This window comes from Mesorhizobium amorphae (assembly GCF_014843845.1).
GTDB lineage: Bacteria > Pseudomonadota > Alphaproteobacteria > Rhizobiales > Rhizobiaceae > Mesorhizobium > Mesorhizobium amorphae_A.
This window is the reverse complement of sequence record NZ_JHQS01000126.1, coordinates 39,372-55,218: the sequence shown is the minus strand read 5'-3', so window position 1 is coordinate 55,218 and position 15,847 is coordinate 39,372. Positions and strand designations below refer to the sequence as shown.

12 protein-coding genes are annotated in these 15,847 nt (G+C 63.9%); 7 read left to right on the top strand and 5 right to left on the bottom strand.

The window, feature by feature from the left end; translation table 11 throughout:
- Window positions 1-9: 9 nt before the first annotated feature.
- The 3 genes from ggt to DH08_RS32570 form a co-directional block, all read right to left on the bottom strand.
- Window positions 10-1,749: a gamma-glutamyltransferase gene (gene ggt / locus DH08_RS32580; RefSeq protein ID WP_192183321.1), complete on the bottom strand. Its 1,740-nt coding sequence runs from the start codon at window positions 1,747-1,749 to the stop codon at window positions 10-12.
- Window positions 1,750-1,864: 115 nt separating this feature from the next.
- On the bottom strand, window positions 1,865-3,157 hold the full coding sequence (gene rhaI, locus DH08_RS32575) for an L-rhamnose catabolism isomerase (protein WP_428339662.1): 1,293 nt from the start codon (window positions 3,155-3,157) through the stop codon (window positions 1,865-1,867).
- Window positions 3,158-3,271: 114 nt separating this feature from the next.
- On the bottom strand, window positions 3,272-5,374 hold the full coding sequence (locus tag DH08_RS32570) for a bifunctional rhamnulose-1-phosphate aldolase/short-chain dehydrogenase (protein WP_192183319.1): 2,103 nt from the start codon (window positions 5,372-5,374) through the stop codon (window positions 3,272-3,274).
- 187 nt (window positions 5,375-5,561) lie between these two features.
- On the opposite strand from DH08_RS32570, the gene DH08_RS32565 reads away from it, so the two are divergent.
- From DH08_RS32565 to DH08_RS32535, 7 genes are all read left to right on the top strand, one after another.
- A complete protein-coding gene (locus tag DH08_RS32565) occupies window positions 5,562-6,365 on the top strand; it encodes a DeoR/GlpR family DNA-binding transcription regulator (protein WP_192183318.1) in 804 nt (267 codons plus the stop codon).
- A 55-nt stretch (window positions 6,366-6,420) separates the two neighbouring features.
- Entirely contained in the window at window positions 6,421-7,416 is a 996-nt protein-coding gene (gene rhaS / locus DH08_RS32560; RefSeq protein ID WP_192183317.1) for a rhamnose ABC transporter substrate-binding protein, read from the top strand.
- 83 nt (window positions 7,417-7,499) lie between these two features.
- Entirely contained in the window at window positions 7,500-9,059 is a 1,560-nt protein-coding gene (locus DH08_RS32555; protein ID WP_192183316.1) for a sugar ABC transporter ATP-binding protein, read from the top strand.
- Entirely contained in the window at window positions 9,056-10,033 is a 978-nt protein-coding gene (locus DH08_RS32550; RefSeq protein WP_192183315.1) for an ABC transporter permease, read from the top strand. The genes DH08_RS32555 and DH08_RS32550 overlap by 4 nt, the downstream gene beginning before the upstream one ends.
- A complete protein-coding gene (locus DH08_RS32545; RefSeq protein WP_192183314.1) occupies window positions 10,030-11,031 on the top strand; it encodes an ABC transporter permease in 1,002 nt (333 codons plus the stop codon). The genes DH08_RS32550 and DH08_RS32545 overlap by 4 nt, the downstream gene beginning before the upstream one ends.
- A complete protein-coding gene (gene rhaM, locus DH08_RS32540) occupies window positions 11,031-11,345 on the top strand; it encodes an L-rhamnose mutarotase (RefSeq protein WP_192183313.1) in 315 nt (104 codons plus the stop codon). The genes DH08_RS32545 and rhaM overlap by 1 nt, the downstream gene beginning before the upstream one ends.
- Window positions 11,342-12,709, top strand: coding sequence for an FGGY-family carbohydrate kinase (locus tag DH08_RS32535; protein WP_192183312.1), 1,368 nt, complete (start codon window positions 11,342-11,344; stop codon window positions 12,707-12,709). The genes rhaM and DH08_RS32535 overlap by 4 nt, the downstream gene beginning before the upstream one ends.
- Here DH08_RS32535 and DH08_RS32530 read toward each other — a convergent pair whose 3' ends face one another.
- Together DH08_RS32530 and DH08_RS32525 are read right to left on the bottom strand one after the other, a co-directional pair.
- Complete coding sequence (locus DH08_RS32530; RefSeq protein WP_192183311.1) at window positions 12,710-14,536, bottom strand: alanine racemase; 1,827 nt, start codon at window positions 14,534-14,536, stop codon at window positions 12,710-12,712.
- A gap of 3 nt (window positions 14,537-14,539) precedes the next feature.
- Window positions 14,540-15,790: a D-amino acid dehydrogenase gene (locus DH08_RS32525; RefSeq protein WP_192183310.1), complete on the bottom strand. Its 1,251-nt coding sequence runs from the start codon at window positions 15,788-15,790 to the stop codon at window positions 14,540-14,542.
- Window positions 15,791-15,847 lie beyond the last annotated feature (57 nt).

Genomic DNA, 15,847 nt, shown 5'->3' with positions numbered 1-15,847 from the left:
TGGACGAGTCTAATACCCAAGCGCCTCGCCGGATGAGGCGCGGCTGTCGATGGCGCCATTATAGCGGGCGCCGCCGCCTTTCTCGATCTCCGCCAGGCTCTTGCCGCCGACCAGTATGCCGGCAGCCTGGCCCCAGGTCGTATCGCCGAGATCGAGATGATAGCCCATGCCGGCAAGCAGTTTCTCGGTGTCGGGCGACAGTCCGAACGGTTCGACATAGACCGTGTCGGGTAGCCACTGATGGTGGATGCGCGGCGCGTCGATGGCCTCCTGGATGTTCATGCCGTGGTCGACGACATTGACGATCGCTTCCAGAGTGATGGTGATGATGCGCGAGCCGCCGGGGCTGCCGATGACCATGAACGGCTTGCCGTCCTTGGCCACCACGGTCGGGCTCATCGAGGATAGCGGCGTCTTCCTCGGCTGGATGGCGTTGGCCTCGCCCTGGACGAGCCCATAGAGATTAGGCACGCCCGGCTTCTGGGTGAAATCGTCCATCTCGTTGTTGAGCAGGATGCCGGTGCCGTCGGCGACGACGCCGGCGCCGAACGAGCCGTTGAGCGTATAGGTCACTGCCACCGCATTGCCGTCATTGTCGATGATCGAATAGTGCGTGGTTTCCTTGCTCTCGCCAAAACCCTTCGGCATCAGATCCTGCGAGACGCCGGCCCGGAACGGATCGATCTTGTCGCGGATGTCCCTGGCGTAGCCCTTGTCGAGCAGCTTCGAGACCGGATTGTCGACGAAATCCGGGTCGCCAAGCGCCGAGTTGCGGTCGACATAGGCGTAACGCATGGCCTCGACCATGGCATGGACCGTCTCGGCCGAACCGGCGCCGAGATAGGACAGCGGGTAGCCTTCCAGCACGTTGAGGATCTCGCAGATGATGATGCCGCCCGAACTCGGCGGCGGCGAGGAAATGATCTCGTAGCCGCGATAGTTGCAGGTCACCGGCTTCAGCTCGCGCACCGCGTATTGCTCGAAATCCGGCTTGGCCAGAATGCCGCCCTTGGCGCTGCTTGCCTTGACGATGGCGTCGGCGATGGCGCCCTTATAGAAGGCGTCAGGCCCCTTCTCGGAGATCGCAGACAGCGAGGCGGCGAGGTCCGGCTGCACTAGCCGCTCACCAATGCCATAGGGCTTGCCGTCCGGTTTCAGGAAGATGGCGGCCGCAGCCGGATCCTTCGCCAGCCGGTCTGCGTAGCGGGCAAAAAAGCCGGCATCGCCCTGATCGAGGACGAACCCGTCCTTGGCGTAGGCAATCGCTGGCGCCATCAGGTCCTGCCGCGACAGCGTTCCGTATTTTTCGCGCGCCATCTCAAGGCCAGCGACAGAACCCGGGACGCCGACCGCAAGGTAGCCGTCGAGGCTGGCGCCCTTCACCGGCTTGCCGTCCTTGTCGAGATACATGGTCTTGGTCGCGGCCAGCGGCGCACGCTCGCGGAAATCGAAGAAGGTCGAGCGGCCGTCCTTGAAGCGGATGGTCATGAAGCCGCCGCCGCCGATATTGCCGGCGTTCGGGTACACCACGGCCAGCGCATAGCCGACCGCGACCGCGGCATCGACGGCGTTGCCACCTTTCTTCAGCACCTCGACGCCGACTTCCGAGGCCAGGTGCTGGGCGGTCACCACCATGCCGTGTTCGCCCTTCGCCGGCTGGGGCGAAGCGGCGAAGACGCTCGTCAACGGCGCCAGTACGAAGGTGATGGAAAGACTGGCGGCGATCAGTGTCCGACGGGTGAGAGGCATGGGGTTCTCCGGGGCGGGGGACGCCTAGAAGAGCCTCTCAGACGGATCGAGTCCATTCACAAAATGGCCATCTCACAAAGCAAACCGGTGAGGCAATATCGGCTGAGGGTTCGGCTCAGACGATGCCGCCGCTCCCGCCTGTGACCGCCGGGCGTTCCGCCGCGACCTTCGCCCGATAGCCAGCCGCCCGATAAGCAGCGACCGGATCGATGGCGCCGCCGGTTTTCAGCCGCGCCATGGCCAGGATCGGCTCGACGTCGGTGCGGTAGGCCACTTTTAGCGTGTGCGTCGCCATCAGCGCGTCATTGGTGTCCTGATAACTTTCGAGCGCCTTGCGGTCGACCAGCAGCGCCTGGGCATAGGCGCGTTGCACTTCGACCGCCGACAGCATCAGGCTTTCGATCGGGTCGGTGACGTTGTGGCTCTGGTCGAGCATGTGCGCGGGGTCGAACCCCTCGGCGCCGGAAAGCTCGGCATCGACCAGTTCGTTGAAGACCAGGAACAACCGGTAGGGATCGATCGAACCGGCGTCGAGGTCGTCATCGCCATATTTGGAATCGTTGAAGTGGAAGCCGCCGAGTTTCTTGAACTGGATCAGCCGCGACACAATCATCTCGATGTTGACGTTGGGCGCATGATGGCCGAGGTCGACCAGGCAGAACGCCTTGTCGCCTAGCTCCTTGGCGATCATGTAGTTGGTGCCCCAGTCCTGCACGACCGTCGAGTAGAAGGCCGGCTCGTACATCTTGTGCTCGGTGAACAGTTTCCAGTCGTCCGGCAGGCCGGCATAGATGTCCTTCATGGCTTCGAGATAGCGCTCGAACGCCCTGGCGAAATTGACCTGGCCGGGGAAGTTCGAGCCGTCGCCGATCCACACCGTCAGCGCCTTCGAGCCAAGCGTCCTGCCGATCTCGATGCATTCGAGATTGTGCTCGACCGCCTGGCGGCGCGTGCCGGCGTCGGCGTGCGACAGCGAGCCGAATTTGTAGGACAGCTTCTGGTCCTTCGTGTCCGAGAAGGTGTTGGAATTCATGGCGTCGAAGCCGAGGCCGAAGCGGGAGGCGGCCTGCTTCAGCCGGTTCGGATCGGCCTTGTCCCAAGGGATGTGCAGCGAGACGGTCGGCGTTGCCTGCGTCAGCTGGCGAATGACGGCGCAGTCCTCGATCTTGTCGAAGATGTCGCGCGGCTCGCCGGCGCCGGGAAAGCGGGCAAAGCGGGTGCCGCCGGTGCCGACGCCCCAGGACGGGATCGCCACCGCGAATTTTTCCACCTTGTCGCGGATGGCGTCGATAGCGATGCCGCGCCGGTCGAGGCGCTCGCCGAGTGATTGATAGTCGCGCTCAAGGTTGGCCTTACGCGCGGCATTGTCCTTGTCGACGATTTTGGCGGAGATGATGGTTTCGGACACGGTGGTTCCTCCCATATGTGTTCGGCCGGCGCCCCTCATCCGCCTGCCGGCACCTTCTCCCCGTATAGAGACGGGGAGAAGGGAAGCGCTGCGGCGTCGGCGCCTCGCGATCGACTAGCGCGTAAAGCTCTGGGCGTTGCCCGCGTCGACGTTGATGATGTTGCCGGTCGATTTTGCCGACATGTCGGAAGCGAAGAAATAGATTGCTTCGGCGATGTCCTCTGGAAACACCGAGCGCTTCAGCATCGAGCGCGAGCGGTAGTGCTCTTCCAGATCGTCGGTCGACATCTTGTAGGCGGCGGCGCGCTGTTCCTTCCACTCGCCGGTCCAGATCTTCGAGCCCCGCAAGACCGCGTCCGGATTGACGACATTGACCCTGATCTGCGCCTCAGCGCCCTCCAGCGCCAGGCAGCGCGCCAGATGGATCTCGGCCGCCTTGGCGGTGCAATAGGCGGCGGCGTTGGGCGATGCGGCAAGGCCGTTCTTGGAAGCGACGAAGATGACGTTGCCGCCAATCTTCTGGGTGCGGAACAGCCGGAAGGCTTCGCGCGAGACGAGGAAATAGCCTGTGGACAGGATGTCCATGTTCTTGTTCCACAGCGCCAGCGTCGTGTCCTCGATCGGCGCCGAGGACGCCAGGCCGGCATTGGACACCAGAATGTCGATGCCGCCGAATTCGACCGAAGTCTCGGCAAAACCGGAAACGACCTGATCCTCCGATGTGACGTTGATCAGCACCGGGCGCACGAAATCCTTGCCGTAGGCCTTGGCCAACTCGTCGTTGGCGCTAGCGAGTGCCGTCTCGTCGATATCGGCCAGCACCACGCAGGCACCTTCGCGCAGCAGGCGGTTGGCGGTGGCGCGGCCGATGCCGCCGGCGCCGCCGGTGACCAGAGCGATCTGGCCGGCCAGCGCCTTCGGCTTCGGCATGCGCTGCAGCTTCAGATCCTCGAGCAGCCAGTATTCGATGTCGAAAGCTTCCTGTGCGGGCAGGCCCACATAGGACGAGACGGTCGAGGCGCCGCGCATGACGTTGATGGCGTTGACGTAGAATTCGCCGGAAATGCGGGCGGTCGCCTTGTCGCCGGCGAATGTGAACATGCCGACGCCCGGCATCAGATAGACGACGGCATTGGGATCGCGGATGGCGGGCGAGTCGGCATGCTTGCAGCTGTCGTAATAGGCCTGGTAGCCAACACGATAGGCAGCAATGTCGTCGGCGAGGCGCGCGATGACGGCATCGACATCGGGTTTTGCCGGATCGAACTCGATGACCAGCGGCCGGATCTTGGTGCGCAGGAAATGATCGGGGCAGGATGTGCCGAGGGCTGCCAGCGGCCGCAGATCCCTGGAATTGACGAATTCGAGCACGGCGGCGGAATCGTCGAAATGGCCGAGCTTGTGGCTCTTCTCCGAGATCAGGCCGCGGATCCGCGGCATCAGTTTTGCGGCCACAGCGCGGCGCGCCTGCGCATCGAGCGATTTGACGATTTCACCGCCGAAGATCGCCACGCCTTCCGACCGGCGCTCGAACCACTCCATCGCCTGGTTGATCACCGCGATCGTCGTCTCGTAGCATTCCTTCGGCGTGTCGCCCCAGGTGAACAGGCCATGGCTCTCGAGGATGACGCCCTTGGCGGCGGGATGTTCAAGGCAGAATTTCTCCAGCCACAGACCCAGTTCGAAACCCGGCCGCTTCCAGGGCAGCCAGCCGATGGCGTCGCCGAAGATCTCTTTGGTCAGCGCCTTGGAATCCTTGGCCGCGGCAATGGCGATGATGGCGTCGGGGTGCATATGGTCGACAAAGGGCCTCGGCACGAAAGCATGCAGCGGCGTGTCGATCGAGGCGGCGCGCGGATTGAGGTTGAAGGTGCAGTGCGGCAAGAAGCCCACCATCTCGTCCTCATGCGCGAGGCCGCGATAGAGGCCCTTCAGCGCGCGCAATTTGTCCATGTAGAGGGTGGCGAAACCGTCGAGCTTGATGGAGGCGCTGTCACCGCCCGAACCCTTGACCCACAAGACTTCGACGCTTTCGCCGGTCAGCGGGTCCTTCTGCCAGATCTTTGACGAGGTGTTGCCGCCGCCATAATTGGTGACGCGCTTGTCGGAACCGAGCGTGTTCGAGCGGTAGACGAGGCGTTCCGGTTCGCTCATCGACGCTGCCTTGGCGTCATCCCACAGATTGGCAAGGCGCGAGCCGGAGCGCTTGTCGAGCATTTGAATATCCTCCCGTGAGACACGCGAACAGTGCGGTCGATCTTGGCCAAATGTCTACGGAAGCGGCGAGATTGTCAATCACAAACGATCAATATCGATCATATTGCACTGCACAATGAAAATATATGATTGGAAATGATTGACACTGCGCGTTTTGGGTGCCTAGATGCTCAAGCAGGGAGGAACCATGCACGAGAAAGAGCGCCACAGGATCATTCTGTCCGCCGTCCAGGAAAAACCTGTGGTGACGGTGCAGGAAATGGTCGACCTGACGGACTCGTCCGAGGCGACGATCCGGCGCGATATCGCGGCCCTGCATGTGCAAAAACGCCTGCGCCGGGTGCGCGGTGGCGCCGAGGCCATCTCGCCGCCGCAGTTCATCGGCCTGGCCGGCCGGCCCTTTTCCGTCAACGAGACGCTCAATGCCCAGCAGAAGCGGGCGATCGCCAGGGAAGCGGTCGAGCTCTGCAAGGACGGCGAGCCGATCATCATCAATGGCGGCACCACCACCTTCCAGATGGTGCATTTCCTGACCGGCCGCCGCATGCCGATCTTCACCAATTCCTTCCCAATTGCCGAACACCTGCTCAAGCATTCCAAGAACACGGTGATGCTTTCGGGCGGCACCATCTACCGCGAGCAGAACATCATCCTGTCGCCCTTCGACAATGACGTGACGCGCAATTTCTACGCGCGCCGCATGTTCATGGGCGCGCAGGGGCTGGGGCCGCTCGGCCTGATGGAAGGCGACCCGCTGCTGATCCAGGCCGAGCAGAAGCTGATCGACCAGGCCGACGAGTTGGTGGTGCTGGTCGACTCCTCGAAGTTCCGCATGCGCTCCAGCCTGATCCTGTGCGGCCTGACGCGCATCGCCACGGTGATCACCGACGACGGCATCGAGGACCGCGAAGCCAAGATGCTGGAGACCGCCGGGGTGACGCTGATCGTCGCCCGCAAACCGGCAAAGGAAGAATCTTCACTGCAGGCCTGAGACACCCTCACGCCCGCAGCGGCGATGGAATGCAACGCTCAAGGGAGGATATTCGATGAGCTTTTTGAAGAAACTGCTGGTTACGGCGGCCTTTTCCGCCGCCATGTTCGTGAATGCCGCCTATGCCGAAAACGTCAAGATCGCGCTGGTGGTGAAGTCGCTTGGCAACGGCTTCTTCGATGCCGCCAACAAGGGCGCCGAGGAGGCGGCCAAGGAACTCGGCGATGTCGAGGTCATCTACACCGGCCCGACCAAGGCAACCGCCGAAGCGCAGATCGAAGTGGTCAATTCGCTGATCGCCCAGAAGGTCAACGCCATCGCCATTTCGGCCAATGACGCCGACGCGCTGGTTCCGGCGCTGAAGAAGGCGATGGAACGCGGCATCACCGTGATCTCGTGGGATTCGGGCGTCGCGCCCGAAGGCCGCCAACTCCACCTCAACCCGTCCGACACCGGCCTGATCGGCGAGACCATCATCAAGCTCGCCGCCGACTATCTGCCGGAAGGCGGCGACGTCGCGATTCTCTCGGCCTCGTCGACGGCGACCAACCAGAATGCCTGGATCGAAGCGGCCAAGAAGGTGCTGCCGGAGAAGTTCCCCAAGATCAACCTCGTCGCCACCGTCTATGGCGATGACGACTCGGCCAAGAGCACCGACGAAGCCAAGGGCCTGCTGAAGTCCTACCCGAACCTCAAGGCGATCATCGCCCCGACCACGGTCGGCGTCGTTGCCGCCGCCCAGGTGGTGACCGACGAAGGCCTGATCGGCAAGGTCAATGTCACCGGCCTGGCGCTGCCGTCCGAGTTCAAGAAGTTCATCGACAACGGTTCCAGCCAGGCGGTTGCGCTGTGGAACCCGATCGACCTCGGCTACTCGGCCATCTATCTCGCCCATGATCTGGCGGTGAAGAAGGAAGAGGCCAAGCCCGGTGCGACGCTGTCGATCGGCCGCGTCGGCAAGGTGACGCTCGACGACACCAACTCGGCTGCGATGGCTCCGCCCTTCCAGTTCGACAAGACCAACATCGAGAAGTTCTCCAAGATCTATTGATCCTGGCGCCTTCAAGCTGATGCGGCGGGGATCACGCCCCGCCGCATCTTCAAACGGACCTTGAACCAGGGCCTGATACGGATATGGACACGACAGCCCAACACAAATTGGAGACGGAACTGCCGGAGCCCTTGGGCCCGTCGCAACCCTCCGCCCCGCGCCTGACGCTTTCAGGCATCTCCAAGAGTTTTCCCGGCGTACGCGCGCTGCACGATGTCAGCCTGTCGCTCTATCCCGGACAGGTGACGGCGCTGATCGGCGAGAACGGTGCCGGCAAGTCGACGCTGGTCAAGATCATGACCGGCATCTATCAGCCCGACGCCGGCACGATCAGTATCGACGGCCAGGCCGTTACCTTGCACAGTGCGCACGCCGCCTTCGGTCATGGCATCACCGCCATCCACCAGGAAACGGTGCTGTTCGACGACCTTTCGGTTGCCGAAAACATCTTTCTCGGCCACGCGCCACGCACCCGCTTCGGCACCATCGACTGGCGCACGATGCGCAGCAATGCGCGCGAAGTGCTGGGCACGATGGGCGCCGGCCATATCGACGCCGACACGCGTCTGAAGGATCTCGGCATCGCCAACAAGCATCTGGTGGCGGTCGCGCGCGCCATGTCGATCGATGCGCGGATCGTCATCATGGACGAGCCGACGGCGGCACTATCGATGAAGGAGATCGAGGAGCTGTTTTTGCTCATCGAATTCCTCAAGAGCGAAGACAAGGCGGTCCTGTTCATCAGCCACAAGTTCGACGAGATCTACCGCATCGCTGACCGATACACCGTCTTCCGCGACGGCGAGATGGTCGGCGCAGGCCTGCTCAAGGACGCCGACCAGGGCCAGATCGTGCGCATGATGGTCGGCCGCAACGTCGACCACATCTTTCCGCAGCGCAAGGCCAACATTGGCGCGCCGGTGCTGTCGGTCGCCGGACTGTCGCATCCGACCGAGTTCGACGACATCGGCTTCGAATTGCACAAGGGCGAGATATTAGGCTTCTACGGCCTTGTCGGCGCCGGGCGCAGCGAGGTGATGCAGGCGATATCGGGCATCACCCGCACCAGCAGCGGCACGATCACGCTCGAGGGAAAGACAATCGCGCCGAAATCGGCGGCTGACTCGATCGACGCCGGCATCGTCTATGTGCCGGAAGAGCGCGGCAAGCAGGGCGTGGTGATTGGCCTGCCGATCTTCCAGAACGTCTCGCTGCCCTCGCTCAAGCGCACGTCCAAATCCGGCATGCTTCGGCTGGCGGAGGAGTTCGCGCTGGCCCGCTCCTATACCGAGCGGCTGGACTTGCGTGCCTCCTCGCTCAGCCAGGATGTCGGCACGCTTTCCGGCGGCAACCAGCAGAAGATCGTCATCGCCAAATGGCTGGCGACCGCGCCCAAGGTGATCATCCTCGACGAGCCCACCAAGGGCATCGACATCGGTTCCAAGGCCGCCGTGCACGGCTTCATGGCCGAGCTGGTGGCGCAGGGCCTGTCGGTGATCATGGTGTCGTCCGAGCTGCCCGAGATCCTCGGCATGTCCGACCGCGTCGTGGTCATGCGCGAAGGCCGGATCGCGGCGGTGCATGACAATAAGGAGCTCGACGCCGAGACGCTGGTGAGGACAGCAGCGGGGATCGCGGCATGAAGAATTTTCTGAAGTATCGCGAGATCTGGCTGCTGGCGGCCATCGCCATGCTGATCGGGCTGATCTCGACGCGCTTCCCGGGCTTTGCCAACCCGGGCAATCTGCGCCAGGTGTTCAACGACACTTCGATCCTGATGATCCTGGCGCTGGGGCAGATGGTGGTCATCCTGACCCGCTCGATCGACCTGTCGATGGCTGCCAATCTCTGCTTCACCGGCATGGTGGTGGCGATGCTCAACGCCGCGCATCCGGCGATCCCGATCCCACTCTTGATCGTCATCGCCCTACTCGTCGGGCTGGTGCTCGGCGCCATCAATGGCCTGCTGGTGTGGCGGCTGAACATCCCTTCGATCGTGGTGACGCTGGGCACGCTCACCATCTATCGCGGCGCGACCTTCGTCATATCCGGCGGCGCCTGGGTCAATGCCGACCAGATGAGCGCCGATTTCATCAATTTTCAGCGCGCGGCCTTTCTCGGCATTCCAGTGCTGTCATGGATCGCGCTTCTGGTGATCGCGCTGTTCTTCCTGGTGATGACGCGCACCGCGCTCGGCCGCTCGGTCTATGCCATCGGCGTCAATCCGACCGCGTCGGTCTATGCCGGAATCGATGTCGGCCGGACAAAATTCATCGTCTTCTGCATCTCCGGCATGATCGGTGGGCTTGCCGGCTATCTGTGGATCTCGCGTTACGTCATCGCCTCGGTCGAGGTCGCGAACGGCTATGAGCTCAACATCATCGCGGCCTGCGTCATCGGCGGCATCTCGATCGCCGGCGGCATCGGCTCGGTCGGCGGCGCGGTGCTCGGCGCGCTGTTCCTCGGCATCATCTCCAACGCGCTGCCGGTCATCAACATCTCGCCCTTCTGGCAGATGGCGATCTCGGGCAGCGCCATCATCCTGGCCGTCGTGCTCAATGCGCGCGGCGAACGCCGGCAGGGCCGCATCATCCTCAGAAAGGCGGAAGCGGCATGACCGACACCCCTGCCCTGCGCCATATACCAGACCGGCTGGACAAGCCGCTCTCTTCGGCGATCTTCTCCTGGGAGGCGCTGCTGGTCGTCGTCGCGGTCGCGATCTTTGTCGTCAACAGCTTTGCCTCGCCCTATTTCCTCGACCCGTGGTCGCTGTCGGACCTGACCTTCAACTTCACCGAAAAGGCGCTGATCGCGCTCGCCATGGCGCTGCTGATCATTTCCGGCGAAATCGACCTGTCGGTGGCCGCCATCATCGCGCTGGCGTCAACGATGATGGGCATGGCGGTGCAGGCCGGCGCCGGCACGCCGGTGCTTGTCCTGATCGGCATCGCGGTCGGGCTCGGCTGCGGCGCCTTCAACGGGCTCTTGGTGACCCGGCTCGGCTTGCCCTCCATCGTCGTCACCATCGGCACGATGAGCCTGTTTCGCGGCATCGCCTTCATCGTGCTGGGCGACCAGGCCTACAAGGGCTATCCGGCGAGCTTCGCCTTCTTCGGCCAAGGCTATGTCTGGTGGGTAGTGTCGTTCGAGCTGGCGCTGTTCCTGGTGGCGGCCGTCATCTACTGGTTCGTGCTGCATCGGACGAGCTTTGGCCGACGCGTCTTTGCCATCGGCAACAATCCGGTGGCGGCACAGTTCTCCGGCGTGCGCGTCGATCGCATCAAGTTCATCCTGTTCTGCCTGACCGGGCTGATGTCGGGCATCGCCGCGGTGCTGATCACCTCGCGTCTCGGCTCGACGCGGCCTTCGATCGCGCAAGGCTACGAGCTCGAGGCCATCACCATGGTGGTGCTCGGTGGCGTCAGCATCCTCGGCGGCGCCGGCAGCATTTTGGGCGTCGTGCTTGCCGCCTTCATCATGGGGCTGGTGACCTTCGGCCTCGGCCTGCTCAACGTGCCGGGCATCGTCATGTCGATCTTCATCGGGCTGCTGCTGATCATCGTGATTGCGCTGCCGATCGTCTGGCGGCGGCTGCGCGGGGGGCGCTTCGCCTGATGGAGAAATACGCCTTCAAGATGAAGCTCAACCCCGGCATGAAGGCCGAGTACAAGCGCCGCCATGACGAGATCTGGCCGTCGCTGGTGGCACTGCTGAAACAGGCCGGGGTGTCCGACTATTCGATCCATCTCGACGAGGAGACCAACATCCTGTTCGGCGTGCTGTGGCGGCGCGACGATCACGGCATGGCCGATCTGCCCGGTCATCCGGTGATGCAGCGCTGGTGGGCGCACATGGCAGACGTCATGGAAACCAAGGCCGACAACGAGCCGGTGGCGGTGCCGCTGGAAACCATGTTCCATATGGCATGATCCGCCACGTCGCCGTCATCGATATAGGCAAGACCAACGCCAAGGTGGCGCTGGTCGATCTCACGACCGTGCGCGAGGTCACGCTGCGCCGCGTTGCCAATGCTGCCTCCACCGACGGCCCCTACCCGCATCACGACGTCGAAAGCCTGTGGACCTTCATTCTGGACAGCCTTGCCGCGATCCATCGCGAGCAACGCATCGACGCCATATCGATCACCACCCATGGTGCGACGGCGGTTCTGGTCGACGCCGAAGGCGGCCTGGCGCTGCCGGTGCTCGACTATGAATTCTCAGGGCCCGACGATTTAGCCCAGGACTATGAAGCGATCCGCCCGGCCTTTGCCGAGACGGGCACGCCGCGCCTGCCGGCAGGTCTCAACATCGGTGCGCAGCTGTTCTGGCAGCGGAGGCATTTTCCGACCGATTTTGCCAGGACGGCCGCGATCCTGATGTACCCGCAATACTGGGCCTTGCGGCTGACCGGCGTTGCCGCCAACGAGGTGACATCGCTCGGCTGCCACACCGATCTGTGGGACCCGTGGCAGGCCGATTTCTCGTCGCTGGTCGACCGGATGGGCTGGCGCCGGCTCATGGCGCCGGTGCGGCCGGCGAAGGACCGTTTGGGACCAATCCTGCCGGCACTCTCCCGGGAGACCGGACTCGACCCGCAAACGCCGGTGTTTTGCGGGCTGCACGATTCCAATGCCTCGCTGCTGCCGCATCTCATCGCCGATCGGCCGCCCTTCTCCGTCGTCTCGACGGGCACCTGGGTGGTGTCGATGGCAGTCGGCGGCAACAAGGTGGCGCTCGATGCGGCGCGTGACACGCTGGTCAATGTCAACGCGCTCGGCAATCCCGTTCCGTCAGCGCGCTTCATGGGCGGACGTGAGTTTTCGCTTCTGACCGACGGCAAGCCGCAGGACTGGAGCGACGCCGATGTCGCCGCCGTACTGGCACGCAGGACATTGCTGCTGCCTTCGACCCAGCAAGGCTCGGGGCCCTATCCGCATCACGCCGCACGTTGGCTTGCGGCCGAGGACGTCACCGACGGCCAGCGCTTCGTCGCCATCTCGTTCTATCTGGCGCTGATGACGGCGACTTGTCTGGGCCTGATCGGCGGCGATGGTCCGGCTATCGTCGAGGGCCCCTTCGCCCGCAACCGGCTGTTCACCCGCATGCTCGCGGCCGCGACGGCGCGGCCAGTCATCGCCTCGGAAGCCGCGACCGGCACCAGCATCGGCGCCGCCCTTTTGGCGACCGATCGCGGCGCGGTCGGAAGCAAGGGCGAAACAACGAAACCGCCTGATGATCTCGCATGGGCCGACTATGCGCGCGCATGGCGAGCAGCGGTCGACGCGAGCTGATCAGAGAATCCGCTTGCCGAAGGCCGACATGACGAAGTTGATCGTTTCGGTCGCCAGCCTTGGCTCCAGTTCGGCCGTCAGCCCGGACACATCCATCGACAGCAGCCCGCCGGACAGCGCGATCGTCTCCATCGCCTGATGCGTCTCGCGCACGGTGATGCCGCCGGAACCCGCCGCCCAGCCGGCGAATTCGGTGACGGTGGGCGCATAGCTGACATGAAAACCTTGCGTGCCGGAAGAGGCGATGTGGATGGCCTCGCGCATCACGTCGCGCATGCCCATGGCATCGACGTCGGTCATGGTGAAGGCGGAAACGCGCGAATCGTTCAGCACCCGCGCCTCGGCCGGATCGGCGTGGCGCAGGCCGACAATGACGACGTTTTCCGGCGACAGCTGCGGCTGGAGGGCGCCTGGCTTGTGGTCGAGGCCGAGCGCGCGCGCCAGCACCGAGACCTCCGGCAGGTCGATGCCGTCCTCTTCCTCCGGCATCAGCGCGGCGATGGAATCGATCCAGATCAGGCCGAAGGAATGCGTGGCGCGCGCCGTCGCCGCCAGCGCCTTGTGGGCATTGCGGCGATCGGCGCCGACGGTGAGCCGGATCAGGCCGGACGGAGGCCGCTCGACATCGGCGAGCTCGACGACGTCGAAATTCATCGCCTCCAGCCGGGCGCCGGTCGCCTCGCGCGCCACGATGCCGGCGGCCGCCGGCTCGGCCGAGATCGACACCATCTTGCGACCGGAATAGTCCTCGACATCGTGCATCGGGGCCTTTTCGACATATTCCGAAGTCATCGCCATCAGCATGGCGCCGTAGCTCATGTGGAAGGCGACGCGGTCGCCGACGGCGGGAGGAGGATCGGCATCGGCCACGTCGAGCAGCAGATGATCGCTGGAGGCGCCGAGGACGCGCATGCCCTTGGTGATCGGCACCAGCCCCTCGACCAGCACGTCCTCGCGGCCGATATTGGCGATGGCACGCAGCCGATCGCCTTCGTCGGGGAAGACCGGTTGATTGCCGAAAGCGTCATAGCCGGACTGACCGATCGGCCGCGACGGCTTCAGCTTGACCTCTATGATGTCGCTGGTCAGCCGGCAGGCATCGGGTTCGAGCTCGTCCCACGGCGTGTTGCGGAAGGTTTCGACGCCGCCTTGCAGGATCGCTTCGCCGACCCTGAGATTGTTGATGCCGGCGGGCAGCCGTCCCTCGAGCAGCAGCGGCAGCGACGAGGAGGCGCCGCCCGAGATCCAGTCCAGGCTTTTGCCGGACAGGCGCTCGGTCTTGTAGGCGTGGGCGACGAGCTGGCCGAGGTTCTCTTCCGTCGGCATGATAGCGCCGAAACAGCCGAGATTGGTGCCGATGCCGGCGATGCGCACGCCCTTCATTTCGAGTATCTGCTCGACCGTCGACACCAGATCGTTCGGCCAGATGCCTTCCCTGAGATCGCCGAGATCGATCATCAGCATGATGTCGTGGACGCGGCCCATGCGCTCGGCGATGCGGGCGATTTCGCGGATGATGGTGAGTTCGGATTGCAGGCTGATGTCGACGCTGCGCACCACCTCCTCGACGCGGGCGACCGGCGGGCTGCGCAGCAGCATGATCGGCGCATTGATGCCGCTGTCGCGCAAGCGGCGGATGTTTTCGAAGCGCGATTCGGCAATGCCGGTGACACCGCCGCGCAGCATGGCGCGCGCCACTTGCGGCATGCCGCAAGTGCCCTTGGTGACGCCGAAGACCTTGATGCCCGAGCGCGCGCAGCGCTCGACGATGGTGCGGGCGTTACGCTCGATGCGACCGAGATCTATGGCGACTTGCGGACCCGACATCGCTCAGTTCCTGTAGACCAGCCCTTGCGGGTCGATCTCTGGCTTGCGGCCGGCGACGATGTCGGCAAGGAATTTCCCGGAGCCGCAGGCCATGGTCCAGCCGACATGGCCGTGGCCGGTATCGAGATAGAGGTTCGTGTAGCGCGCCTGGCCGATGACCGGCACCGAGTTCGGCATCATCGGCCTGAGACCTGCCCAGAGTTCGGCCTTCTTCTCGTCGAAGGCGCCCGGGAAAAGCTCCTTGCCGGTCCTGAACATGGCGGCGAAGTCACGTGGCCGATACGTGCGGTCGAAGCCGGTGAATTCGGCCGTCGAGGCAAGCCGCAGCCGGTTGCCGAGCCGGGAGTAGCCGATCAACTGGTCTTCGTCGGCGCCGCCCATGGTCGGCCCCTTGCTCTCATCCTCCAAGGGAATGGTCGCGGTGTAGCCTTTCACCGGATAGACCGGCAGGTCGATGCCGTAACGGCGGCCAAGCAGGCCGCTTTCCGGCCCCATCGAGATGATGACGGCGTCGCCGGAGACCGGTCCGGCCGACGTCATCACCGTACGCACACGACCGCCTTCGATGTCGAGACCTTCGACCGTCGTGCCGTAGAGAAACTTCACGCCGAGTTTTTCGGCGGCGTGGGCGGCGAGTTTTTCGACGAATTGCCGGGAATCGCCGGTCTGGTCGATCGGCGAATAGACGCCGCCGGCGATCTTGTCCTTCGCATCGGCAAGGCCGGGCTCGAGCTCGATCAGGCGGTCGCGGCCGACGATCTCGATCGGCAGGCCATGCTTGGCGAGAAAACGGTAATTGTCGGTGCCGGTGTCGAGGCTGTGCTGCGAGCGGAAGAAATAGAGGATGCCCTTCTTGCGCTCGTGATAGTGGATGCCGGTATCGGCCGAAAGCGCATTGATGCAGTCGCGAGAATAGAGCGCCAGACGCAATTTGACCTGACTATTGGCGCGTAGGCGCGATACCGTGCACTGGCGCAGGAAACGCATGCTCCAGGCCAGGAAATACGGATCGAAGCGCAGCCGCACCTTGATGCCGAGATCGTGGTTATAGAGCGCGCGCAGGAACGTTTTCAGCGCCGCCGGCGAGGCCCAGGCGGTGGCGTCGCCTGGCGACACCAGACCAGCATTCGACTGGCTGGTGCCGCGCGCCGGCGCCGGATGGCGCTCGATCACCGTCACCTCGTGGCCGTCGCTGGCCAGATAGTAGGCCGCCGCCGTGCCGACAACACCCGCGCCGAGTACCAGTATTTTCATGCCGCCCCCCAAATCTCAACGGCCAAAGCGCCTCCACGCTCCGCCGCGAAGCCCTTC